Source organism: Pseudomonas sp. XS1P51 (genome assembly GCF_054897845.1).
Window position 1 is genome coordinate 2,888,371 of sequence record NZ_CM142707.1, and the last position, 23,718, is coordinate 2,912,088.

Below are 23,718 nucleotides of genomic sequence, written 5' to 3' on the forward strand. Positions count from 1 at the left end.
CACTTGATCCGTGTCGTACACATAAACTGTGTGCGCTGAAGATCCCCTGTGGGAGCGAGCCTGCTCGCGATGAATCCACCTCGGTCTAAATCAGAACCCGACGCTGGCCTGCACAAAGAACGTGCGCGGTGCGCCGACGTACATCCCCGAGTTGTTGTCGCTGGAACGGGTGAAGTACTGCTTGTCGAAGATGTTTTTCACCCCGGCGCCGACTTTCAGGTTCGACAGCTGTGAGCCGAAGTCATAGCCGCCGCGTACGTTCCAGGTCACGTAACCCGGAATGTCGCCGTACTGACCATCCGCGGTGCCTTCGGTGATGTAGTTGTTGGTGAAGCTGCCGTCCGCATTCACCGCGACGCCCGGTGAACGCTGCTTGGACTGGGCAAAGGCATCGATGTTGTAAGTCCAGCGGTTGATGTCATAGCGCAGGCCGGCGGTCGCCACCTGGCGCGAGTAGAACGGCAGGTCACGGCCCTTGAAGCCTGGAATTTCACCTTCATAGACGGCACGGGTGTAGGTGAACCCGGCGTTGGCAGTCAGGCCGTCGAGTCGTGGGTCCAGTGCCGCCATGTCGTAGTGAACCGAGGCTTCGATACCCTGGTGCGTGGTCGCGCCGAGGTTGGTCCAGCCCGCATCGTTGCTGATGTATTGCAACTCTTTATCGAAGTCGATGTAGAACAGCGTCACTTCGCCGCCCCACACATCATCGTTGTAACGCGTGCCGATCTCGTAGGTCTTGGCCTTTTCCGGTTCCAGGCCATTGGCCGTGTCGTCACCCGTACCACCCTGGCCGAGCTGGAAATACTGCAGGCTGCCGAACGACGTTTCGTAGTTGGCGAACAGCTTCCAGGCATCGGACAGGTGATACATCACGCTCAGCGCCGGCAGCGGCTCGTTGCTTTCGATGCTGCGGTTCTTTTCCGGCACGCGCCTGCCGGCAGTGTCGAGCACGGCGCGATCGTGCCAGTCGGTGCTGATGTGTTCGAAACGGATGCCGGGCGTGATGGTCCAGTTACCGACGTCGATTTTGTTATCGACGTACACCGAGTTGGCTTCAGTGCCGCCCGTGCGATCCTGATACACATGCCCGTCCGAACCCGGGCGCACCACCGGCTCGTTGTTGACCAGCGCCAGGCGGCTGGCCTGTTCGTGCATGGCTTCCTTGAGGTAGCGATAACCGACACTGACTTCCTGGGTGGTCGGGCCGACGTCGAACACACGGGACACCCGTGGTTCGATTCCCAAGGTGTAGTAGGTGCGCGGGAACGAGCCGATGGTCCTCTGATCGCGCGCAGCGATGTTGCTGCCACGGAAGCTGTCGGTGTAGTAAGTCAGCACTTCAGCCTGGGTACGATCATCGATCTGCCGCGTCCACTTGAACGAGACGTCCTTGCGGCGTCCGCTGAAGTTGTCGTTGTTGCGGTCGGACTGAAACGGATTGGCGTCGTACTGCGCCTGGGTCAGGCCGCCGGGCATGTCGGCGCTGGCGTCGTAGTAGTGGAAGTTGAGGCTGAAATCGTCCACATCGGTGGGCGCCCAATGGGTCTTGAGCAGCACGTCGTCGATGTCGTTGCCGTTGTTGCGCTCACGGTAACCGTTGCCGTTCACGCCCGAGTACAACAGCGCCATGCCGATGCCGTTGTCCGCCGTGCCGCCGACAAATGCCGTATCGATGTGCTTCCAGCCACCGTGCTGGGAGGTTTCCAGGGTGGTGCCAATTTCAGCAGAGGCTTTTTCCGGGATCGCACGGGTCACGAAGTTGATCACCCCGCCCACGTTCTGTGGCCCGTAGCGTACGGAGCCGGCGCCACGTACCACGTCGATGCTGTCGAGGTTGCCGGAGGAAATCGGCGCCATGGACAATTGCGGCTGACCGTAGGGGGCGAACGCTGCCGGTACGCCGTCGATCAGCACGGTGGAGCGTGGCGACAGGCGCGAGGTCAGGCCACGCACACCGACGTTCAGGGAAATGTCGCTGCCGCCGGTGCCGTTGGCTTCCTGCACTTGCACACCCGGCACGCGCTTGAGCACGTCGCCGACGTTCATCGCGCCTTGCTCGACCATCGCTTCGCGGCGGATCACGGTACGCGCGCCGGGGTGGTTCTGCACCACGGCGGCATCGGCGTCGCCGAGCCAGTCGCCGACTACCTTGATGTCGGTCACGCCCAGCTCCAGCGGGCCATTCGACGCGGACGTCAGTGCCGGCAGCAGGGTTACCGAACCTTGGTCGATCTGATACTGCAGGCCGCTGCCTTGCAGTAATTGGCGCAGCGCCTCTTCCGGCGAGAGGTTGCCATCCACCGCCGGGGCTTGTTTGCCGGCGACCAGCTCAGGACTGAAAAAAACCTGCAACGAGGTTTGCTGACCCAGCTGACTCAAGGCCTGCCCCAGCGGCTGCGCCTGAATATGGATGGCATCGGCGGCGAAGGCCTGGGGCATTGCCGTGCTGACCGCCAGGGCGAGAGCGAGCGGCAGCCAGGAGGATTTGTTGTTTTTAGCGGTGGTTTTTTTCACGTCGAACGTTGTCCTGTGAATCGCAAGAGTGTGCGGTTGTTAATGCAAACCAGTTGCAGTTGGACAAGAAGACGATGAACTCGAAAAAAACCTGAATTTATTTTGAAATTATTTCCTGGCTGCCGTCATCGAGGGTCCGCACGGCCACCGGCAGAATGCTCGGCAAGGCCTTGAGCAGCGCGTCGGTGTTGTCGGACTTGAACACGCTGGTCAGGCGCAAATTGCCCACTTTGTCGTTGCCGACGGTCAGCGGTTTCTCGCGATAGCGCGACACTTCCTCGGCGACGTCGCGAAGGCTGGCGTTGTTGAACACCAGTTTTCCGCTGCGCCAGGCGGTCAGTTCTTCAGGGTTGACCGCATAGGCGGCCGCCACTTTGCCTTGGGCATCGACTTGCGTACCGAGGCCGGCGGTGAGGCTGATGAAATCGCTGTCGGCGGCGTCACGCCCCTGGACCTTGACAGTGCCCTGCTCCACCGCGACCCGGGTTTTGGTGGCGTCACGGCGCACATCGAAGCGGGTGCCGGTGACCGTGACCTTGCCGCTGCCCGCCTCGACCACGAACGGCCGACGGCTGTCGTGCTCGACGCTGAACATCGCCCCGCCTTCCGTCAACTCGATGCCGCGACGATCCTTTTCATACCGGACCTGCAGCCGACTGCGACTGTTCAGGTCAATCACCGAACCATCCGGCAACGCCACATGCCGACGCTCGCCCAGCGCCGTCGAATACTCGGCGGTATAAGTCCCACGGTGATTCAAACCACTGAACAGCCCCAGCCCGAGCGCGACCGTCAGCACACTGGCAGCCACCGCATAACGCACCAGCGGGCGACGTTTGCTGCGGCTCGGCGGGGTTTCACACAAGGCTTGCAGGCGCGCTGCCGGCACAAGATCAGCCGCCGTCCACAAGCCCTGAAGCAATTGAAATTCGTCTCGATGCTGGGGGTGTTCGTTCAACCAGCGCTCAAAGCGTCGGTGTTCTTCGACGTCCACGGCCGGTTCCTGCAAACGCACAAACCACCGCGCCGCATCGTCGCGAACCGTTGTTTGCCCGCACGCACAATCACGAGTATCCATCATGGAAGTTCCTGTTTGGCTGGGGATGAGAAGGCGCGCCGCTTCTGTCTTCTGTAGGAGCTGCCGAAGGCTGCGATCTTTTCAGGGCAACGCAGAATCATGATTGCAACCCATCCAGACGATCGCGTAAATGCCGCAGCGTGCGGATCATATACTTTTCCACCATGTTCTTGGACAGTCCCAGGCGTTCGGCGATTTCGGCCTGGGTCAGGCCTTCGATCTTCTGCCACACAAACACCTTGCGGCAATTGACCGGCAGCTCGGTGAGCGCCCGCTCGATGGAATCAGCCAACTGGATCGCATGCATGAAATGCTCCGGGTCGCCGGATGACGACACACTGTGATCGATCGCCTCCGACTCCATGGCGCCCCGCCGATCCTCACGCCGATAACCATCCACCGCGATGTTGCGCGCCGTCTGGTGCAAGTACGCCCGAGGCTGTTCCACTGCCGCCGAATCGGACTCAAGCACCCTCACGAAGGTGTCGTGGGCAAGGTCCTCGGCCTGCTGACGATTTCTCAGGCGACGGGTCCAGGTGCCAACCAACTCTTCGTAATGCTCGAAAAAGCCGTGTCTGCGGGGCAGCTTGGGGGTCATTGCGGTGTGCTGTGAAGACGGGGCGTGAATAGTAATGCTTCCTATTAACCGGAAGCAATGGGGCGCTGACAGGCGCCCGTTTTCTATGCTGAAACCTGCCCCTGCAATCGTCGCCCGACAACATCCAGCAAATCACAGCCATCGCGCAGTGAAGTCACCAACACCCGCGCCAGTTCACTGTGCACACCCTCTCCGCACGCAAAACTCTCCAGCAGTTGCGTTGCGGTACGAATGCGGTAGGCCGCCGTTTCGTGCAACACGTCCAGTGGTGCTTCAGTGTCGATCAGCAATGACGGGACGCTGCAGTCGATGCCGGTAACAGGCATGTATCGATCCATGACGAAAAACCTCCAATGGGAAAAGGCACACGATTATTCAGCGTTGGCAGTTGGACGACCTTCAGACGATCCACGGGGCGGCTCCAGGTTTTCCAGCGCTCGATTGACCAGTAACTCGCCAATTGCGGACAGTTGCTGGATGGCCAGTATGACTTGGCGACGCGGCCCCTCGAGTTCCCGAGCAAGATCGGTGGCCATGACACTCAGGGAAGCAAGCGTTTCCGAGGCGTGACAGAGCATGGCTTCCGTATCGGCATCCGGCACTACGGTGAAGAAATGGCTAGCTGATTCGGGGCGTTTGTGAGTGCGCAAGGGCACGCTGACGAGTTGTTCGGAGACTTTGGAGTGATTGGGTGAAGGGACGGTGGTGTTGGCCGGAAGGCCTGATGATTCGGTTGCGATTGGGCTGGACTGTTTCATGCCGGAGCTCCTTGCAAGGTTTAGAAAGTGCCTGTCTCTTGCCTTCAACCAGATTTGATTGACGGTTACACATGACGGAACGGTAGATTTATTACCAGAAAATTCCATTTTATTAATCAAATAAATGAACATCTGTGTAATTAAATGATTCTCTCCACTTACACTTCCTAATTACTGTAAGACGATTCTTTTAGCTGAGTAGGCCGCGTCTTACATGTAGTGATGACACTAACTCGCACAATGAAAACCGTTTCACCTTTGTTGGATTATTTTCGAAAATTATCATTTTTGTCCGAGCGACAGATGTGTAGGATGCTGCGCTCAATGAGAGTCACCTACATACGCGCGACCTATTGCAACAACAGGAAAATGGTAGATATTTTAATGCACAAGAAAAACAGAACAGAAAAACTAAAGAACAACATCAAGTACCTGATAAAGAGCCGTGGAGAGACTCGGCTATCTTTGTGCAACTCCAGCGGTCTGACCCGGACAACCATCTATAACATTTTGGAAGGACGGGTTATCCACGTACAACAATCCACTATTCGGAAAATATCGGATTTCTTTGGCGTCTCATATAAGGAAATAGAGACGGTAGATTTTGAAGAAAAAGAAATAATCGAGAGTAGCGCCTCTCCGGATGGAAACATGAATCCGGCAGCAGTCCCGATTATTAGAGAGAGTTTGCTGATACAGAGTCTTGACAAAAGAATTGGTGAGTTGGCCATCATGCACCCACTGACATATTACTTTGGTACAGCCTGCAATTTAATAGGCGTGCTCCTGGAAAACAAAATTAGCGGGACGAATGAGGCAGGAGATATTTTGATTGTAAAGAGGGGCCTATCAACTGACACCGGTGATAAATTGGCATACATCGAAGCAACAACAAACCTGACCATAATCAGTGGCGACGACTTTAACCCCGATGCTATTTATATTATTGGAGACGTGATTGAGGAGAGATTTAATGGAAAATAGCAATGGAACTGCTAACAGCAAATACAAATTATTAGGATTTGAAAAAAACAAAAGCCTTGTCGTAATCATGGTGATCTCCACGGGAAAAGTTATAAAGGTAAAATTAGGCGAGGTAATGAGAAGTGAAATAATTGACAACCTAAGCAAGGTTGAAATCAAGGACATATACCGAAAATACTATTCCGGCGGTGCTGCGTTAACTACCTACGAAATGAATGATCGCCACGAAAGGTCGTGGATGACTTACGTTGCCCTCAACCTGCTCCTTTTTGCACTCTACATTTTCACAAATATTGCCGCGACAAAACTGGTACATATAGAACTATTTGACATTGTTGTTACCCCGGGTGTTTTTCTATACCCTCTGACTTTTCTAATAGTAGATATACTGAATGAGTCTTACGGCCTAAGACTCGCCAGACGAGCCATACTATTCGCTTTTGCAAGCAATGCATTTATTATCATTCTACTGAGTGGCACGAGCTATCTTCCAGGTTTAACCGGCTGGAAACTCGACGAGCCCTACAGCGAGGTAATTAGCCATGTGTCATCTGTACTAGTAGCATCCTGCATTTCCTTCCTTTTCTCTGAGTACGTCAACTCTTACCTTCTGTGCAAAATAAAAGAGCTAACCAATTCTAGATTTCTATTTTTACGAGTTTTTTTCAGCACTTTCTTTGCGGTGATAATAGACAGTTCTCTATTCTGCTTTATTGCATTTTATGGAACCATGCAAAACAGCGAAATACTCCATATCGTTTATGTTCAAATAGCTATTAAGATGTGTTTCGCAGTTTTCAACATTCTACCCGCCTACGGGGCAAGATCACTATTTAAAAAATATATAGCAGCAGGTCAAACTACATAAGCCCAGGAAGAAGTTAGCACTAACAGCTAACCCCCCTCCACAGCAAATGTATTTTTACATTGCTAGTTTAGCTTTTAAACTATTCCTGACTTCCATCCTATTTTCCAGAAACTCACTCAGCCCTTTTGCACGAAGAGCACACGCATCACAGTCGCCGCACCCACTTCCCGCTATACCGTTGTAGCAAGTCAATGTTTGGTATCGAATTAGATCCAGTTGATTATGGTAATCAGCCAAAGCCCAAGTCTCAGCTTTACTCAACCGCATAAGCGGCGTTTCAATCCGTATTTTATAGTCCATACCCAAGTGGATAGCGCTGTTCAAAACTTTAACAAACTCATCACCACAATCAGGATAGCCAGAACTCTCTGCTTCACAGACACCTGTAATGACAGCCTCAGCACCCACTTGATAGGCATAAATTGAAGACAGAGTTAAAAACAGAATGTTCCTGCCAGGTACAAACGTATCAGGCACACCGCCCCCCGTACTCATTGCAATCGGAATGTTGTCACGCGTCAAGCTGCTAATGGCCAGTTCATTCAACAATGAAGTGTCCAATACTTTATGCACCTTCACGCCAAGCTGTTTTGAAAGCTGTTGCGCCACTTCGATTTCCGCACGATGGCGCTGGCCGTAATCAAACGTAATGCAATGAATTTCGTCGTACATAGGTAGCGCATGGATCAAGCAGGTGGTTGAGTCTTGTCCTCCGCTGAAAACGATAACGGCCTTTCTGGTCATGGTTCGTTCATCCTTGGGGTGTCCCAGCTGGATGCCGGGGCCGTTGACCCTACCGGGAAGCTCAAAATCTGACTGTGGGAAGCTTCCGAAAAGGCCGTCTCCTATTTCCGTTCGTGTCGTTTCTTTACTGGATTACCCGCGGGGCGGCTTGGCGGACCAGCGGGAAAAGTTGATTTAGGCACACAGCCAAAGGATTCTGGCAGGCATCCAAAAGAAGCCATCCACCGGCTGTAGCAAAGTGCAGTATTGCCCGTCCCCGGCTTTTCCCAAGGAACCCGAAAATGTTCACGTCCGTAGCGTTGCTCAAAAGAAAACCGCTTGCCCGGCTTGCGTTGGCCATTACCTTGGGGACGCTCGGCTTGCCATGCTGGGTAACTCAGGCCAACGCCCACGGCGCAGCCGCCGAAATGGTGCCGCTGCAATCGGGACTTGAAGCGTTTGGCGCCACGGTCAAATGGGACGACTATGCCGACCTGTTCGTGATTGCCAAGGACGGGGTCTACCTCAAGGTCAAACCGGGCAACAAGGTGGCCGTGCTCAACGGCAAGCGGATGGAACTGACGGTGCCGGTGGTGTTCAAGGGCAAGACCGCGTACATGCCCAAGGACTTCATCAACCAGGTGTTCCAGTCCGGGCTGGACAAGACCTTTGTCGTTGAGACCCGCCCTAACCCGCTCAACCCGCTGAGCGCGGACGAAATCAAAAGCGCGGTGGACATCGTCAAGCAATCGGAGCACTACAAGCCCGGTTTTCGCTTCACCGAAGTCTCGGTCAATGAGCCGCCCAAGGATCAGGTCTGGAACTTCGTCTATACCGGCCAGACCGTTTCCCAGCCGCGCCAGGCCACTGTCGTGGTGCTCGACGGCAAGCATGTGATCGAGGGTCTGGTCGATCTCGACAGCAAGACGCTCAAGTCCTGGAAACCGGTCGAAGGCGCCCACGGCATGGTGTTGCTCGACGATTTCGCGACGGTGCAATCGGCCATCGAAGCAAGCCCCGAATACGCGCAGGCCCTGGCCAAACGCGGCATCACCGATGTGAAAAAGGTCGTGGCCACGCCGTTGACGGTCGGGTACTTCGACGGCAAGGACGGCCTGGCGCAGGATAAAAGGCTGCTGAAAATCGTCAGTTACCTGAACACCGGGGATGGCAATTACTGGGGCCATCCGATCGAAGGCCTGGTGGCGATTGTCGACCTGGAGCAGAAGAAGCTGATCAAGATCGAAGACGACGCGGTCATTCCGGTGCCGATGAAGCCGACACCTTATGACGGACGAGGACGCAAAAGCCCGCAGGTCAAACCGCTGGAGATCATCGAGCCGGAAGGGAAAAACTACACCATCACCGGCAACAGCATTCACTGGCAGAACTGGGACTTCCACGTTCGCCTCGATTCGCGGGTTGGCCCGATCCTGTCCACGGTCACCTATGACGACAAGGGCAAGAAACGCAAGATCATGTACGAAGGCTCGCTGGGCGGCATGATCGTGCCGTACGGCGATCCCGACGGCGGCTGGTACTTCAAGGCTTATCTCGACTCGGGCGATTACGGCATGGGCACCCTGACCTCACCGATTTCCCGCGGCAAGGACGCTCCGGAAAACGCCGTGTTGCTGGACGCCACCATCGCCGACTACACCGGTGCACCGACCACGATTCCGCGCGCCATGGCGGTGTTCGAGCGCTACGCCGGCCCGGAATACAAGCACCAGGAAATGGGCCAGCCCAACCTCAGCACCGAACGTCGCGAACTGGTGGTGCGCTGGATCAGCACCGTCGGCAACTACGACTACATCTTCGACTGGGTCTTCCAGCAGAACGGCACCATCGGCATCGATGCCGGCGCCACCGGGATCGAAGCGGTCAAGGGCGTGAAATCGAAAACCATGCATGAGGCCACGGCCAAGGAGGACACGCGCTACGGCACGTTGCTGGACCATAACATCGTCGGCACCACCCACCAGCACATCTACAACTTCCGCCTCGACATGGACGTGGACGGTGAAAACAACTCGCTGGTGGAAGTGAACCCGGTGATTGCCCCGAACGACCGTGGCGGGCCGCGGACCAGTACCATGCAGACCGAGCAACAAGTGGTCGGCACCGAACAACAGGCCGCGCAGAAATTCGACCCCTCGACCGTTCGCTTGCTGACCAACTTCAGCAAGGAAAACAAAGTCGGCAACCCGGTTTCCTATCAGTTGATTCCGTATGCCGGCGGTACCCATCCGGTGGCCAAGGGCGCCAACTTCGGCAAGGACGAATGGCTCTATCACCGCCTGAGTTTCATGGACAAGCAACTGTGGGTGACGCGCTACAACCCGGACGAAAAGTACCCGGAAGGCAAATACCCGAACCGCTCGGACAAGGATGCGGGGCTCGGCCAGTTCACCCACGATAACCAGTCCATCGAGAACACCGATGATGTGGTCTGGCTGACCACGGGCACCACGCACATCGCCCGGGCCGAAGAGTGGCCGATCATGCCGACCGAGTGGGTGCATGTGCTGTTGAAACCGTGGAATTTCTTTGATGAAACGCCGACGCTGAACCTCAACGCACCGAAGTAAATCCCCCCCTGTGGGAGCGAGCCTGCTCGCGATTGCGGACTGTCAGGCACCATCTCCATGCCTGATGCACCGCTATCGCGAGCAGGCTCGCTCCCACAGGGTGATTCCATTCCTCGATGAAATCTCAAGCGTGCTGCTTGCGGTACTCACCGGGCGAAATGCCGAAGCGCGCCTTGAACGCCGTGGAAAAGTAGCTCGAATCGGAAAAGCCCCACGAGTAACCCAGCACCGACAACTTCTGCTCCGTGCGTGATTGGCGCAGGGATTCAGCACACAAATCCAGACGTCGATTCTTGATGTACCGCGCGACCACCAAGCCCTTCTTGGCGAACATCCGATACAGCCCACGCGTCGACATGCCGACCTCTCGCGCCAGCCATTCCGGGCAGAGGTCTTCCGAGCGAATGTGCTCGTCAATAAAACCCAGGGTCTTGCGGAAGATGCGCTCATGCACATCACTGCAGTCTTCGGTGTGGCTGATGACCGGACGCAGCAAGCTGACAATCGCCTCCAGCGTCGCTTCGCTTTCTTGCCGGCTCAGGCATTGCTGGTGAGTGGCGTCCAGGATCAGGCGGTGCGAAAGCATCGCGATGGGGGATGTCGCAGCGATCCGGTGACCACACCGGACCTGGTTGAAGCGCAGGGTTTGCTCAACCAGTTGCGACGGCAGAATCAGCGACAACTGCCGGGAATTTTCACTGTAGGTAAAGTCGCTGGGGCGCGAAGCGTCGATCAGCGTGATGTCACCGGCCGAGAGTAAAACCTTGCTGTCGCCCTGGGCCATGCCGGCCGTGCCGTCGAGCTGGAACACCGCGAAGTATTTCCCGCCCTCGCCTGCGGCGACTTCCTGAGGCGTGCGGTACAGCCGCGCCTGGCGGGCATCGACAAAACTGAGCTTCAGCGCGCCGTCCTGGTGCTCGCGGATCTGGCCGGCAAACTCATCGCCCAGGGGTTGCGCATTGAAGGCGCCACAGATCTGGTTGATCTGATGGATCCACTGATCGAACCCATCACGGCGCTGTGCAATTGAAGAAATCATGTCGGGCCTCACGCAGGCTTATTTTTATTGTCTACGCCAATCCACAGGTTCTCCTGAACAGTCACGCTCCCTGAATGCTGACGGGCTACTTCAGCCCGCCGAACCGCCGATAGAAACTTTCACCCACGTCCGGCAACGGCCCATCGGCGGTTTCCAGTGTACTGTTCAGCCATTCCTCGGCCTTGGCGTAGATCAACCGGTAAATATTGCGGCACAACTGTCGGGCGGCGCGTCCTTCCCAATCGCCGGGTAGCAACTCGTCCGGTAATTGCGGGTCGCGCAACAGCAGTTTGCGGTACTCATGAATAAGCAGGACGCGTGCCAGGAAGCAGTCGGACGGTTGCAGGTTCTCTTGCTCGCGAAGCGCTTGCCAGAGCGGTCGGAACAGCTGAATGAACTCGCTGTAATGAGTCGCCAGCTCCTCGATGTTCCAGCTCTCGCGCACCTGCAAACGCAGGGCCTTGGAGGCCAAAACGTCCTGAGCGGTGGTTTCGAAGACGATGGTCTCTTCCTGGGCGCCAAGGTCGAGCAGCGTCGCGTTGACGTCGGCCCGGTCGCTGCGCGGGCAGGCCAGCACTGCCGGCGAAATCGCACCAAAACCTTGCCACTCCAGTTCTTCGCGCACTTGTTTGCGCTTGTCCTGGGTCAGTTGCGTCAGCATCACCAGGCACCAGGAACCATCCCAGGCCGGCACGGTGGAGCTGTAGACCCGCTTGAAGGCCTTATCGAAACGCCGGCGACCGGCACCGGTCAGGCTGTAATAACTGCGGCGCCCGACTTTTTCGGCGGTCAACCAGCCTTCCTTGGTCAGGCGAAAGATCGAGGTGCGGATCAGCCGTTCGTTGATACCGATGGGCTCGAGCAATTGAATCAGGCTGCCCAGCCAGACCGTTCCGCCGTGGGGTTCGATGGCGTCCCCGTACAACGTGATGATCAAGGAACTGGCGCGGATCGGCGTCTGCTCCTGAAAGCGGGTAATCAGATGGTTCAAGGGTGTCAGGGACGACATGGGCGTACCGAGCAGAAAAAGAAAAGGAATATACCGAATGTCTGTAGGAGCTGCCGAAGGCTGCTCCTACAGGGGATTGCGTTCACAGTGCGCTGCCCTTGGGCCGAAGACCGCTGTCGCTGATACGCGGGCGATCAGGTTCCGGCTCGGTCAGCGGCTCGCACACCTGCATCTGCTCCAGGCAACGCTTGGCCAGTTGCTGATACTCACGGGTGCCCGCCTGCTTCCACGACACTTCTTCATCGCTGAGGCTGCGCTTGACGCTGGCCGGTGCGCCCATGATCAGTGATTGCTCCGGGCATTCGAATCCGGCTTTGACAAAGGCCGCCGCCGAGACGAAGGAGCGAGGGCCGATCCGCGCATTGTCCATCACCACTGCATTCATGCCCACCAGCGCATCGGCGCCGATCCGGCAACCATGCAGCACCGCACCGTGACCGATATGGCCATTGCGTTCGACCACCGTGTCGCTGTCCGGGAAACCGTGCATCACGCAGGTGTCCTGCAGATTGGCGCCCTCCTCCAGCACGATCCGGCCAAAGTCCCCGCGCAGGCTGGCCAGCGGCCCGACATAACAATGGGGGCCGACAATCACGTCACCAATCAGCACGGCTGACGGATGAACATAAGCGGTGGGATCAACCACCGGGGTCAGGCCATCGAGGCTGTAGCAGGTCATGGGAGGTTCCTTTTAAACGCAATGTCGGGCGGATTCGAAAAGCGATGCCGATATAGGAACATTTTGTATCACATCACTTTTACTATCACAAAGATAAAAAACCGTATCACTTAACCGCAGCACTTCAAGACGATCTATCGGGACCTCTAAATCCGCCATTTCGACCAATAAATCCGGCAAAAAACCAGTGATACCCCCTTCCATAGAGCCAACCTACAAAAACACACCGCCCATCAATAAGACACATTAAATCAGTTTTAGTATTGTATTTTAGTATCACGTTGTAGTTATACTCAGGCAAAACCGGCCCACCTGGCCGATCCAATAATGAGCCGGCATTGCAGCCGAGCGTGCACCGTGAGGGCATCCGCCATGCCTCTAACCCATGCTGTCGAGTTCCTCGAGCCGGGCGTTCGCCTGATTACCTTGCAGCGCCCCCAGGCTCTGAATGCCCTGACCACCGAATTGCTCGGTGAACTGGCGGATGAACTCAACGCCGCACAAACCGATCCCGACACCCGCGTCGTGGTCCTGACCGGCAGCCGCAAAGCCTTCGCGGCCGGCGCCGACATCAAGGAAATGGCCGAACGCAACCTGGTCGGCATCCTCGACGACCCGCGCCAGGCGTCGTGGCAAACCATCACCCGCTTCAACAAACCGCTGATCGCCGCCGTCAACGGCTTCGCCCTCGGCGGTGGCTGCGAACTGGCGATGCACGCCGACATCATCATTGCCGGTGAAGACGCCCGCTTCGGCCAGCCGGAAATCAACCTCGGGATCATGCCCGGCGCCGGTGGCACCCAACGCCTGTTGCGCGCCGTCGGCAAATCCATGGCCATGCAGATGGTCCTGACCGGCGAGCCAATCGATGCCCGCCAGGCCCAACGCGCCGGCCTGGTCAGCGAAGTGACGCAACCGGAATTCACCGTCGAGCGCGCCTTGCAGATTGCCCGCGTCATTGCCACGAAAGCCCCGCTGGCCGTGCGCCTGGCCAAGGAAGCGCTGCTCAAGGCGATGGACACCGACCTCGCCAGCGGCCTGCGTTTCGAGCGCCACGCCTTCACGGTTCTGGCCGGCACCCGCGACCGCGATGAAGGCATTGCAGCCTTTCAGGAAAAGCGCGCACCGACCTTCACCGGTCAGTAATTACCGAATTCGTACGACCTCTCAGAGAGCGCCATGACCATGAACTTCGAACACATCCTGTTTTCCATCGAGGCCGGCGTCGCCCTGCTCAGCCTCAATCGGCCGGACCAGCTCAACAGCTTCAATGCGCAGATGCATGGCGAAGTAAAAGAAGCGTTGAAACAGATCCGGCAAAACCCGGACGTGCGCGTGTTGCTGCTGACCGGTGAAGGTCGTGGTTTCTGCGCCGGGCAAGACCTCAGCGACCGCAATGTCGCACCGGGCAGCGCCGTGCCGGATCTGGGCGAGTCCATTGAGAAGTTCTACAACCCGCTGATTCGCCAATTGCGTGACCTGCCGCTGCCGGTGATTTGCGCAGTCAACGGCGTGGCGGCCGGGGCTGGCGCCAACATCCCGTTGGCCTGCGATCTGGTGCTGGCGGCGCGCTCGGCCAGTTTCATTCAAGCCTTCTGCAAAATCGGCCTGATCCCCGACTCCGGCGGCACCTGGACTTTACCGCGCCTGGTCGGCATGGCCCGCGCCAAGGCCCTCGCCTTGCTGGGCAATCGCTTGAGTGCCGAGCAAGCCGAGCAATGGGGGCTGATCTACCGCTGCGTCGACGACGCTGAACTGCGCAACGAAGCCCTGACGCTTGCCCGCCATTTGGCCACTCAACCGACCTACGGCTTGGCGCTGATCAAACGCAGCCTGAACGCTAGCCTGAGCAACACATTCGACGAACAGCTTGAGCTGGAAAAGGACCTGCAACGCCTGGCCGGGCGCAGCGAGGATTACCGTGAAGGCGTCAGTGCCTTCATGGAAAAACGCAGCCCAAGCTTCAAGGGGCGCTGAGCCATGAGCGCACTGAACACCAACGCGCGCATCGCGGTGATCGGCGCCGGCGCCATGGGTGCCGGCATCGCGCAAGTCGCCGCACAGGCCGGCCATCCGGTGCTGCTGCTGGACAATCGCCCGGGTGCCGCGGCACAGGCCATCGATGGCATTGACCGGCAACTGGGCAAACGGGTCGAGAAAGGCACGTTGTCCGCCGAAGCAAGGACGGCGACCATCGCCCGTCTTCAGGCGGTGGAATCCATCGAAGCGCTGGCCGATTGCGAACTGATCATCGAAGCCATCGTCGAGAACCTTGAGGTCAAGCGCGTCCTCTTCCGCCAATTGGAAAGCATCTGCGGCGAGCACTGCATTCTGGCGAGCAACACCTCGTCGCTGTCGATCACCAGCATTGCTGCGCAACTGGACCGTCCGCAACGCTTACTCGGCCTGCACTTTTTCAACCCGGCACCGATCATGGCGCTGGTTGAAATCGTCTCGGGCCTGGCCAGCGATCCAGCATTGGCCGAGTGCCTGTACGACACCGCCAGGGCCTGGGGCAAAAAACCGGTGCACACCCGTTCGACGCCGGGCTTTATCGTCAACCGCGTGGCTCGGCCGTTCTACGCCGAAAGCCTGCGCCTGTTGCAGGAAGGCGCCGCCGATTGCCCGACGCTGGATGCGCTGATGCGCGATGCCGGTGGTTTCGCGATGGGCGCGTTCGAGCTGACCGATTTGATCGGCCATGACGTCAACTACGCCGTGACCTGTTCAGTGTTCGACGCCTATTACGGCGACACGCGTTTCCTGCCTTCGTTGATCCAGAAAGAACTGGTGGACGCCGGACGGCTGGGACGCAAAAGCGGTCAGGGTTTCTATCGCTACGCCGAAGGTGCCGAGCGCCCGCAGCCGACACTTATCAGCAGCGAACACGCCGCTGAAACTTGCGTTGTCGAAGGTGATCTCGGCATTGCCGACGCACTGATCCCGCGCTTGCGCGAACACAACGTCGAGGTCATTCAGCGCGACGGCCAAGGCTTGCTGCGCGTCGGTGACGCGGTGCTGGCCTTGAGCGACGGGCGCATGGCGTGTCAGCGAGCCAAAGAAGAAGGCCTGCGTAATCTGATTCTGCTGGACCTGGCATTCGACTACGGCAAAGCCAGCCGAATCGCCATCAGTTGCTCAGCGGACATCGAGCCCTGCGCCCTCGAACACGGCGTTGCGTTATTGCAACGGGCCGGGCTCACCGTCAGCCAACTCAGCGACAGCCCGGCCCTCGCGGTGCTGCGCACCGTGGCAATGCTCGCCAACGAAGCCGCCGACGCGCTGCTGCAAGGCGTTGCCTCGGCCGCCGACATCGATCTGGCGATGCGCGCCGGGGTCAATTACCCGCAAGGCCCGCTGGCCTGGGCCGATGCCATCGGTCTTTCGCACATCCTGACCGTGCTGGAAAACCTGCAAGCCAGTTACGGCGAAGAACGCTATCGGCCGTCGCTGCTGTTGCGCCGCCGGGTCGCCGAAGGGAGGACTTTTCATGACTAACCATGAAGCGATGAACCTGGCCAGCACCTGCGCGCAAGCGATGTTCAAGCGCGATGCGGCCAGCCAGGCAATGGGCATGCGCTTGCTCTCGGTGGCGCCAGGTGCCGCCCGCGTGGGCATGAGCGTGCGCGCCGACATGATCCAGGGCCACGGCACCTGCCACGGCGGCTACCTGTTTGCCCTCGCCGACTCGACGTTCGCCTTTGCCTGCAACAGCTACAACGACGCCACCGTGGCGATCGGTTGCAGCATCGACTACATCGCCCCGGCACGCCTGGGCGACACCTTGACCGCCGACTGCATCGAGCAAAGCCGCTCCGGTCGCACCGGCAACTATGACGTACGCATTGAAAACCAACTGGGCCAGCTGATCGCCCTGTTCCATGGCAAATCCTACAAAGTGCGCGGCACTGTGCTGACGCAGGAGAACCCGAATGAATGACGCCTTGATCATCGATGCGGTGCGGACCCCGATCGGCCGCTACGCCGGAGCCTTGAGCAGCGTGCGCGCCGACGACCTCGGCGCGGTGCCGCTGCGCGAACTGCTGCGCCGTCACCCGCAAGTCGACTGGAATGCCGTCGATGATGTGATCTACGGTTGCGCCAACCAGGCCGGCGAAGACAACCGCAACGTCGCGCGCATGTCGGCGCTGTTGGCCGGGTTACCGGTCAGCGTGCCCGGCACCACCCTCAACCGCTTGTGCGGTTCCGGGCTGGATGCGATCGGCACGGCGGCCCGAGCGATTCGCTGTGGCGAGGCCGGGCTGATGCTGGTGGGCGGTGTCGAATCGATGTCCCGCGCCCCGCTGGTGATGGGCAAGGCCGAACAGGCGTTTTCCCGCGAGGCGCAGCTCTACGACACCACCCTCGGCTGGCGCTTCGTCAATCCGTTGATGAAAAAGACCTACGGCATCGACTCCATGCCGGAAACTGCGGAGAACGTCGCCGAGCAGTTCAACATCTCCCGCGCCGACCAGGATGCCTTTGCCCTGCGCAGCCAGCAGCGCGCCGCCGCAGCCCAGATTAGCGGACGCTTTGCCAAGGAGATCGTCGCGGTCGAAATCCCCCAGCGCAAAGGTCCGGCCAAGGTCGTTGAGCACGACGAGCACCCGCGCGGCGACACCACACTTGAGCAGTTGCAGAAGCTCGGCACGCCGTTTCGCGAAGGCGGCAGCATCACCGCGGGCAATGCCTCCGGAGTGAATGACGGCGCTTGCGCGCTGCTGCTGGCCAGCCCGGAAGTCGCCAAACGCCACGGGCTGAAGGCTCGCGGCCGGGTCGTGGCAATGGCCACTGCCGGCGTCGAACCGCGAATCATGGGCATCGGCCCAGTGCCCGCAACACGCAAAGTGCTGGAGCTGGCCAACCTGAGCCTGGCGGACATGGACGTGATCGAACTCAACGAGGCCTTTGCCGCGCAAGGTCTGGCGGTGCTCCGCGAACTCGGTCTGAGCGACACAGATGCGCGGGTCAACCCGAACGGCGGTGCGATTGCCCTCGGCCATCCACTGGGCATGAGCGGCGCACGACTGGTGACCACCGCCCTGCATGAACTGGAAGAACGTCAGGGTCGCTACGCCTTGTGCACCATGTGCATCGGCGTCGGCCAGGGCATCGCGCTGATCATCGAGCGCCTGTCCGACTAAAGAATCGCGATTCCCGGGGAACCGAGAGGTATCCTTGGGGCATGCACTCTAAGCCCTTGTGCGAAAGGGCTGAAACACAAAAATAATTCGAGTGAAGTTATGAACATGCCAATTGCCAAAGCCGTGCTTGACCCTGTGCTGGACCCGATTGAAACCGCCAGCATCGACGAACTCCGTCAGCACCAGCTGGAACGCCTGCGCTGGAGCCTGAACCACGCCTACAACAACGTGCCGCTGTACCGCCAGCGCTTCGATGCGCTCGGCGTGCACCCGGATGACATCAAATCCCTGGAAGACCTGGCGAAGTTTCCGTTCACTACCAAATCCGACCTGCGCGACAACTATCCCTACGGCATGTTCGCCGTACCGATGCATGACGTGGTGCGCCTGCACGCATCCAGCGGCACCACCGGCAAACCGACGGTCGTGGGCTACACCCAGAACGACATCAACACCTGGGCCAACGTGGTCGCACGTTCGATCCGCGCAGCGGGCGGGCGTCGCGGCGACAAAGTGCACATTTCCTATGGCTACGGCCTGTTCACCGGCGGCCTGGGCGCGCACTACGGCGCCGAACGCCTGGGTTGCACGGTAATCCCGATGTCTGGCGGCCAGACTGAAAAACAGGTGCAGTTGATCAAGGATTTCCAGCCGGACATCATCATGGTCACGCCGTCCTACATGCTCAACATCGCCGATGAAATCGAGCGCCAGGGCATCGACCCGCACAAACTGGCCCTGCGCCTGGGCATCTTCGGCGCCGAGCCCTGGACCGCCGAGCTGCGCAGCGCCATCGAGGCGCGCCTGGGCATTACCGCCCTGGACATTTACGGTCTCTCGGAAATCATGGGGCCAGGCGTCGCCATGGAATGTGCGGAAACCAAGGACGGGCCGACGATCTGGGAAGACCACTTCTACCCGGAAATCATCGACCCGGTCACCGGTGAAGTGCTGCCGGACGGTCAGATGGGCGAACTGGTGTTCACCTCCCTGAGCAAAGAAGCCTTGCCGATGATCCGCTACCGCACCCGCGACCTGACGCGGCTGCTACCGGGCACTGCGCGGCCGATGCGGCGTATCGACAAGATCACCGGGCGTAGCGATGACATGCTGATCATTCGCGGGGTCAACGTGTTTCCGACGCAGATCGAGGAGCAGGTGCTGAAAATCAAACAGCTTTCAGAGTGTTACGAGATCCATCTGTATCGCAATGGCAACCTGGACAGTGTGGATGTGCATGTGGAGCTCAAGGCCGAACATCAGCACCTGGGCGATGATCAGCAGAGAGCTGTCGCCGCCGAGTTGAGTCGGCATATCAAGACGTACATCGGGATCAGTTCGCGGATCGTTTTGCAGCCCCTGCATTCGATCAAGCGGTCTGAGGGCAAGGCTTGTCACGTGATGGACAAGCGCCCGAAAGCATGACTGCTGCACCTTTATGGCCCCGCTTTTGCGGGGTTTTTTTGGGGTGTACGCATGCCTCTGTGGGAGCTGGCTTGCCTGCGATGGCGGCCTGAAAGCCGACCATTTTCTTTCGGGTGTACATATCCGTTTCTGCGGTAACGGCGGCTGACGGTTCCGCCCTTACGGCGGGTCACTTTCGAAAATCCGGAATGCCGGCCCAGGCGAAAGTAACCAAAGCGCTCTTGCCCCTGACGTACGGTGCCGAGCCTGGGCGAGGCACCGTACGTCAGGGGCAAGAGCGTTTGGTTACTTGGCGCTTTTCCAAGTGACCCGCTGTAAGAGCGGAACCGTCAGCCGCCGTTACCGCAGAAACGGATATGTACACCAGACCACTCATCCCAAAGCGATACAAAAACACATACGACACTATATTTTGTGTTTGATATTAATTTCTGTATCGCTTATAAAGTTCTCCATGCCCTCGATCAGATTCAAGGCGGGAGACCCCCCATGTACGCACAGCTTGTAGAAACCGGCGTAAAGCGCATCAAGGACCTGGCGGAGATGTCCGAACAGGAACGCGCCTTCCAGGAAAAAATCGATTCAGAAATCAAGATCGAAGCCAAGAACTGGATGCCAGATGCCTATCGCCAAACCCTGATCCGGCAGATCTCCCAGCACGCCCACTCCGAAATAGTCGGCATGCTGCCCGAAGGCAACTGGGTCACCCGTGCACCAACGCTCAAACGCAAACTGCAACTGATGGCCAAGATTCAGGACGAGGCCGGTCATGGCCTGTACCTCTACAGCGCCATGGAAACCCTCGGCGCCGACCGCGATGAAGAGATCGCCAAGCTGCACAGCGGCAAGGCCAAGTATTCGAGCATCTTCAATTACCCGACGCTGAACTGGGCCGACATGGGTGCGGTGGGCTGGCTGGTGGACGGTGCGGCGATCGTCAATCAGGTGGTCCTGCAGCGCACCTCCTATGGCCCCTACTCCCGGGCCATGGTGCGGATCTGCAAGGAAGAAAGTTTCCACCAGCGCCAGGGCTACGAAATCCTCCTGACCATGATGCGTCATGGCAATCAGGCGCAAAAAGACATGGTCCAGGACGCGATCAACCGCCTGTGGTGGCCGTCGCTGATGATGTTCGGACCAAGCGACGAACACTCGCCGAACAGCGCGCAATCCATGGCCTGGAAAATCAAACGCCAGAGCAACGACGAACTGCGCCAGCGCTTCATCGACCAGACCATCCCGCAGCTTGAGCTGTTGGGCTGCACCTGCCCCGACCCGGACCTGAAATGGAACGCCGAACGCGGCCACTACGACTTCGGCGACATCCAGTGGAGCGAGTTCTACGAAGTGCTCAAGGGCAACGGCCCGTGCAACCAGGAACGCGTGGCCACCCGCCGCAAAGCCATTGAAGACGGTGCCTGGGTGCGTGAAGCCGCCGTCGCCCACGCTCGCAAAAAACAGAACAAGAACGCCGCCTGAATCGCACGCCGGTAACCCCTGTAGGAGCTGCCGCAGGCTGCGATCTTTTGATCTTGATCTTCGGCGGTTTCAAAGCTGCCAAAAGATCGCAGCCTGCGGCAGCGCCTACAGAAGCCTAACAATGTGGAGTCACTGAAATGTCTGAATGGACCCTTTTCGAAGTCTTCGTGCGCAGCAAGCACGGCCTCAACCACAAGCATGTCGGCAGCGTGCATGCCGCCGACACCACCATGGCCATCGAGAATGCGCGCGAGTTGTACACCCGTCGCAGCGAAGGCGTGAGCCTGTGGGTGGTGCCATCGGCACTGATCACCGCTTCGTCGCCGGATGAAAAAGACCCGCTGTTCGACCCGGCCGACGACAAGGTCTATCGCCACGCCAGCTTCTACGAGCTGCCGGCCGAAGTCGGGCACATGTGAGGTCGACCATGAACAACCAGACTGATCTGATCGAATACCTGCTGCGCCTCGGCGACAGCGCCCTGATCCAGGGCCAGCGCCTGTGCCAATGGTGCGGCAAGGCCCCGGCGCTGGAAGAAGAACTGGCGCTGATGAACGTCGGTCTCGACCTCGTCGGCCAGGCACGCAACTGGCTGGATTACGCCGCCGAATTGCTGGACGACGGTCGCGACGCCGATCACCTGGCATTTCGCCGGGATGAGCGGGCCTATCGCAATCTGCTGCTGGTGGAACAACCCAACGGCGATTACGCGGTGACCATCCTCAAGCAATTTCTCTACGACGCCTGGCACTTGCAGGTACTCAGCGGCCTGAGCCAGTCCAGCGACGAACGCATCGCCGGGATCGCCGCCAAAGCGGTGAAGGAAGTCACCTATCACCTGCGCCGCTCAGGCGAGTGGGTCGAGCGTCTGGGTGACGGCACCGAGGAAAGCCACCAGCGCATGCTCGCGGCCATCCCCGAGGTCTGGCGTTTCACCGTCGAACTGACCAGTGCCGACGACAGCGAACAACGCCTGTGCGACGCCGGCATCACCCCGGACGCCGCGCAAGTCGCTGCTGCCTGGCAAGCCAAGGTCAACGAGGTTTTCGCCAGCGCCACCCTGCCCGTGCCCGCCGCGCCCAGCTATTTCTACCTGAATGCACGCCAAGGCCTGCACACCGAACACCTCGGCATTCTGTTGGCCGAGATGCAGTTCCTGCCACGAGCGTACCCCGATGCAACCTGGTGAGCTGATCGCCAGCGACCTCGGTGCACGGCCGGCTCAACCGACCGACCTGGCCGCCGCGTGGGCAACTCTGGCGCAGGTCATGGACCCGGAAGTGCCGGTGGTCAGCGTGGTCGATCTCGGCATCGTGCGCGATCTCGACTGGCAGGCCGGGCATCTGCACGTGGTGGTCACGCCGACCTACTCCGGCTGCCCCGCCACCGAAGTGATCGAAAGCGATATCCGCGAGGCGCTGGAACTGGCCGGTTTCAACGCACCGCAACTGGAACGCAAATTGACCCCGGCCTGGACCACCGACTGGATCACTGAGAGCGGTCGCGAACGCCTGCGTGCCTACGGCATTGCTCCGCCCAACGGCAGCACCAGCAAACGCAGCCTGCTCGGTGAAAGCCCGGTAATCACCTGCCCGCAATGCGGCAGCGCACACACCGAAGTACTCAGCGAATTCGGCTCCACCGCCTGCAAGGCGCTGTACCGCTGCTGCGATTGCCGGGAACCGTTCGATTATTTCAAGTGCATCTGAGCGGCGTTCGGCCGTCCCAGCTGGAGAATAAAAATGAGTAAATTTCACAGCCTGACCATCAAGGACGTGCGCAACGAGACCCGTGACGCGGTGTCCATCGCCTTCGAGATTCCGCAGCACCTGCAAGACAGTTTTCACTTCACCCAAGGCCAGCACCTGGTGATGCGCACTCAAATGGACGGCGAAGAAGTGCGCCGCTCCTACTCGATCTGCACCGGGGTCAACGACGGTGAACTGCGCATCGCCATCAAGCGCGTGGCCGGCGGGCGTTTTTCCGCGTTTGCCAACGAGCAGCTGAAGGCCGGGCACAGCCTGGAAGTGATGCCGCCGGCCGGGCACTTTCATGTCGAACTCGACCCGACTCACCACGGTAATTACCTGGCCGTCGCGGCGGGCAGCGGCATCACGCCGATCCTGTCGATCATCAAGACCACCCTGCAAACCGAACCGCACAGCCGCGTCACGCTGCTATATGGCAACCGCTCAAGCTCCGGCGCGTTGTTTCGCGAACAACTGGAAGACCTGAAAAACCGTTACTTGCAGCGCCTGAACCTGATCTTCGTGTTCAGCCGCGAGCAGCAGGATGTCGACCTGTACAACGGCCGGATCAACGCCGAGAAGTGCGAGCAACTGTTCTCCCGCTGGCTCGACGTCAAAGCCCTCGACGCCGCCTTCATCTGCGGCCCGCAGGAGATGACCGAAACCGTGCGCGACAGCCTGAAAGCTAAAGGCATGGCGCCGGAGCGCATCCATTTCGAACTGTTTGCCGCCGCCGGCAGCCAGCAAAAACGCGAGGCTCGCGAAGCGGCCCGGCAGGTGGATGCCGCGGTCAGCCAGATCACCGTCATCAGCGACGGCCGCGCCCTGGCCTTCGACCTGCCGCGCAACAGCCAGAGCATCCTCGATGCCGGCAACGCCCAGGGCGCCGAACTGCCCTATTCGTGCAAGGCCGGCGTGTGCTCGACGTGCAAATGCAAAGTCATCGAAGGCGAAGTGGAAATGGACAGCAACCACGCCCTGGAAGATTACGAAGTCGCCGCCGGTTACGTGCTGTCGTGCCAGGCGTTTCCGGTGAGCGACAAGGTCGTACTGGATTTCGACCAGCTCTAAGACAGCGCCC

The 23,718-nt window shown here is 59.0% G+C and carries 23 protein-coding genes; 14 read left to right on the forward strand and 9 right to left on the reverse strand.

Annotated features, from left to right (window positions below; all coding sequences use genetic code 11):
• Nucleotides 1-90: 90 nt before the first annotated feature.
• From ACYZUD_RS13480 to ACYZUD_RS13500, 5 genes are all read right to left on the reverse strand, one after another.
• Nucleotides 91-2,514 carry a TonB-dependent siderophore receptor gene (locus ACYZUD_RS13480; RefSeq protein ID WP_462024437.1) on the reverse strand — a complete coding sequence of 808 codons (2,424 nt, stop codon included), beginning with the start codon at nucleotides 2,512-2,514 and terminating at the stop codon, nucleotides 91-93.
• A gap of 97 nt (nucleotides 2,515-2,611) precedes the next feature.
• Nucleotides 2,612-3,595, reverse strand: a complete 984-nt coding sequence (locus ACYZUD_RS13485; protein ID WP_462024438.1) for a FecR family protein — start codon at nucleotides 3,593-3,595, stop codon at nucleotides 2,612-2,614.
• Between the two features lie 94 nt (nucleotides 3,596-3,689).
• On the reverse strand, nucleotides 3,690-4,190 hold the full coding sequence (locus tag ACYZUD_RS13490; RefSeq protein WP_462024439.1) for a sigma-70 family RNA polymerase sigma factor: 501 nt from the start codon (nucleotides 4,188-4,190) through the stop codon (nucleotides 3,690-3,692).
• Nucleotides 4,191-4,273: 83 nt separating this feature from the next.
• Nucleotides 4,274-4,528 carry a hypothetical protein gene (locus ACYZUD_RS13495; RefSeq protein ID WP_462009555.1) on the reverse strand — a complete coding sequence of 85 codons (255 nt, stop codon included), beginning with the start codon at nucleotides 4,526-4,528 and terminating at the stop codon, nucleotides 4,274-4,276.
• A gap of 33 nt (nucleotides 4,529-4,561) precedes the next feature.
• Nucleotides 4,562-4,948 carry a DUF6124 family protein gene (locus tag ACYZUD_RS13500; protein WP_462024440.1) on the reverse strand — a complete coding sequence of 129 codons (387 nt, stop codon included), beginning with the start codon at nucleotides 4,946-4,948 and terminating at the stop codon, nucleotides 4,562-4,564.
• A 384-nt stretch (nucleotides 4,949-5,332) separates the two neighbouring features.
• On the opposite strand from ACYZUD_RS13500, the gene ACYZUD_RS13505 reads away from it, so the two are divergent.
• Entirely contained in the window at nucleotides 5,333-5,932 is a 600-nt protein-coding gene (locus ACYZUD_RS13505; RefSeq protein WP_462025037.1) for a transcriptional regulator, read from the forward strand.
• Entirely contained in the window at nucleotides 5,922-6,800 is an 879-nt protein-coding gene (locus ACYZUD_RS13510) for a queuosine precursor transporter (protein ID WP_462024441.1), read from the forward strand. The genes ACYZUD_RS13505 and ACYZUD_RS13510 overlap by 11 nt, the downstream gene beginning before the upstream one ends.
• A gap of 54 nt (nucleotides 6,801-6,854) precedes the next feature.
• Here the strand turns inward: ACYZUD_RS13510 and queC are convergent, their stop codons facing one another.
• Nucleotides 6,855-7,544, reverse strand: a complete 690-nt coding sequence (gene queC, locus ACYZUD_RS13515; protein WP_462024442.1) for a 7-cyano-7-deazaguanine synthase QueC — start codon at nucleotides 7,542-7,544, stop codon at nucleotides 6,855-6,857.
• Between the two features lie 281 nt (nucleotides 7,545-7,825).
• Between queC and tynA the strand changes: the two genes are divergently transcribed.
• Nucleotides 7,826-10,114 (forward strand): primary-amine oxidase, encoded by a 2,289-nt coding sequence (gene tynA / locus ACYZUD_RS13520; protein ID WP_462024443.1) that lies wholly within the window; start codon nucleotides 7,826-7,828, stop codon nucleotides 10,112-10,114.
• A 124-nt stretch (nucleotides 10,115-10,238) separates the two neighbouring features.
• On the opposite strand, the gene feaR is transcribed toward tynA, so the two are convergent.
• The 3 genes from feaR to paaY all read right to left on the reverse strand — a co-directional run bounded on the left by feaR (nucleotide 10,239) and on the right by paaY (nucleotide 12,841).
• Nucleotides 10,239-11,153, reverse strand: a complete 915-nt coding sequence (gene feaR / locus ACYZUD_RS13525) for a transcriptional regulator FeaR (protein WP_462024444.1) — start codon at nucleotides 11,151-11,153, stop codon at nucleotides 10,239-10,241.
• 85 nt (nucleotides 11,154-11,238) lie between these two features.
• On the reverse strand, nucleotides 11,239-12,162 hold the full coding sequence (paaX, locus tag ACYZUD_RS13530) for a phenylacetic acid degradation operon negative regulatory protein PaaX (RefSeq protein WP_462024445.1): 924 nt from the start codon (nucleotides 12,160-12,162) through the stop codon (nucleotides 11,239-11,241).
• 82 nt (nucleotides 12,163-12,244) lie between these two features.
• The gene (gene paaY / locus ACYZUD_RS13535) at nucleotides 12,245-12,841 is read right to left on the reverse strand and encodes a phenylacetic acid degradation protein PaaY (protein WP_462024446.1); all 597 of its coding nucleotides are present in this window, start codon (nucleotides 12,839-12,841) and stop codon (nucleotides 12,245-12,247) included.
• Between the two features lie 372 nt (nucleotides 12,842-13,213).
• Between paaY and paaF the strand changes: the two genes are divergently transcribed.
• From paaF to paaE, 11 genes are all read left to right on the forward strand, one after another.
• Nucleotides 13,214-13,987, forward strand: coding sequence for a 2,3-dehydroadipyl-CoA hydratase PaaF (gene paaF / locus ACYZUD_RS13540; protein WP_462024447.1), 774 nt, complete (start codon nucleotides 13,214-13,216; stop codon nucleotides 13,985-13,987).
• Between the two features lie 39 nt (nucleotides 13,988-14,026).
• Nucleotides 14,027-14,818 (forward strand): 2-(1,2-epoxy-1,2-dihydrophenyl)acetyl-CoA isomerase PaaG, encoded by a 792-nt coding sequence (paaG, locus tag ACYZUD_RS13545; RefSeq protein ID WP_462025038.1) that lies wholly within the window; start codon nucleotides 14,027-14,029, stop codon nucleotides 14,816-14,818.
• Nucleotides 14,819-14,821: 3 nt separating this feature from the next.
• Complete coding sequence (gene paaH, locus ACYZUD_RS13550) at nucleotides 14,822-16,339, forward strand: 3-hydroxyacyl-CoA dehydrogenase PaaH (RefSeq protein ID WP_462024448.1); 1,518 nt, start codon at nucleotides 14,822-14,824, stop codon at nucleotides 16,337-16,339.
• Nucleotides 16,332-16,781: a hydroxyphenylacetyl-CoA thioesterase PaaI gene (gene paaI / locus ACYZUD_RS13555; protein WP_462024449.1), complete on the forward strand. Its 450-nt coding sequence runs from the start codon at nucleotides 16,332-16,334 to the stop codon at nucleotides 16,779-16,781. The genes paaH and paaI overlap by 8 nt, the downstream gene beginning before the upstream one ends.
• Nucleotides 16,774-17,985 (forward strand): 3-oxoadipyl-CoA thiolase, encoded by a 1,212-nt coding sequence (gene pcaF, locus ACYZUD_RS13560; RefSeq protein ID WP_462024450.1) that lies wholly within the window; start codon nucleotides 16,774-16,776, stop codon nucleotides 17,983-17,985. The genes paaI and pcaF overlap by 8 nt, the downstream gene beginning before the upstream one ends.
• A 99-nt stretch (nucleotides 17,986-18,084) precedes the next feature.
• Nucleotides 18,085-19,410 (forward strand): phenylacetate--CoA ligase PaaK, encoded by a 1,326-nt coding sequence (gene paaK, locus ACYZUD_RS13565; RefSeq protein ID WP_462024451.1) that lies wholly within the window; start codon nucleotides 18,085-18,087, stop codon nucleotides 19,408-19,410.
• Nucleotides 19,411-19,899: 489 nt separating this feature from the next.
• Nucleotides 19,900-20,889, forward strand: a complete 990-nt coding sequence (gene paaA / locus ACYZUD_RS13570) for a 1,2-phenylacetyl-CoA epoxidase subunit PaaA (protein ID WP_462024452.1) — start codon at nucleotides 19,900-19,902, stop codon at nucleotides 20,887-20,889.
• Between the two features lie 137 nt (nucleotides 20,890-21,026).
• Entirely contained in the window at nucleotides 21,027-21,308 is a 282-nt protein-coding gene (paaB, locus tag ACYZUD_RS13575) for a 1,2-phenylacetyl-CoA epoxidase subunit PaaB (RefSeq protein WP_003208899.1), read from the forward strand.
• Between the two features lie 8 nt (nucleotides 21,309-21,316).
• Complete coding sequence (gene paaC / locus ACYZUD_RS13580; RefSeq protein ID WP_462024454.1) at nucleotides 21,317-22,078, forward strand: 1,2-phenylacetyl-CoA epoxidase subunit PaaC; 762 nt, start codon at nucleotides 21,317-21,319, stop codon at nucleotides 22,076-22,078.
• Nucleotides 22,065-22,598, forward strand: a complete 534-nt coding sequence (gene paaD, locus ACYZUD_RS13585) for a 1,2-phenylacetyl-CoA epoxidase subunit PaaD (RefSeq protein ID WP_462024455.1) — start codon at nucleotides 22,065-22,067, stop codon at nucleotides 22,596-22,598. The genes paaC and paaD overlap by 14 nt, the downstream gene beginning before the upstream one ends.
• 33 nt (nucleotides 22,599-22,631) lie before the next feature.
• On the forward strand, nucleotides 22,632-23,708 hold the full coding sequence (paaE, locus tag ACYZUD_RS13590; protein WP_462024456.1) for a 1,2-phenylacetyl-CoA epoxidase subunit PaaE: 1,077 nt from the start codon (nucleotides 22,632-22,634) through the stop codon (nucleotides 23,706-23,708).
• Nucleotides 23,709-23,718 lie beyond the last annotated feature (10 nt).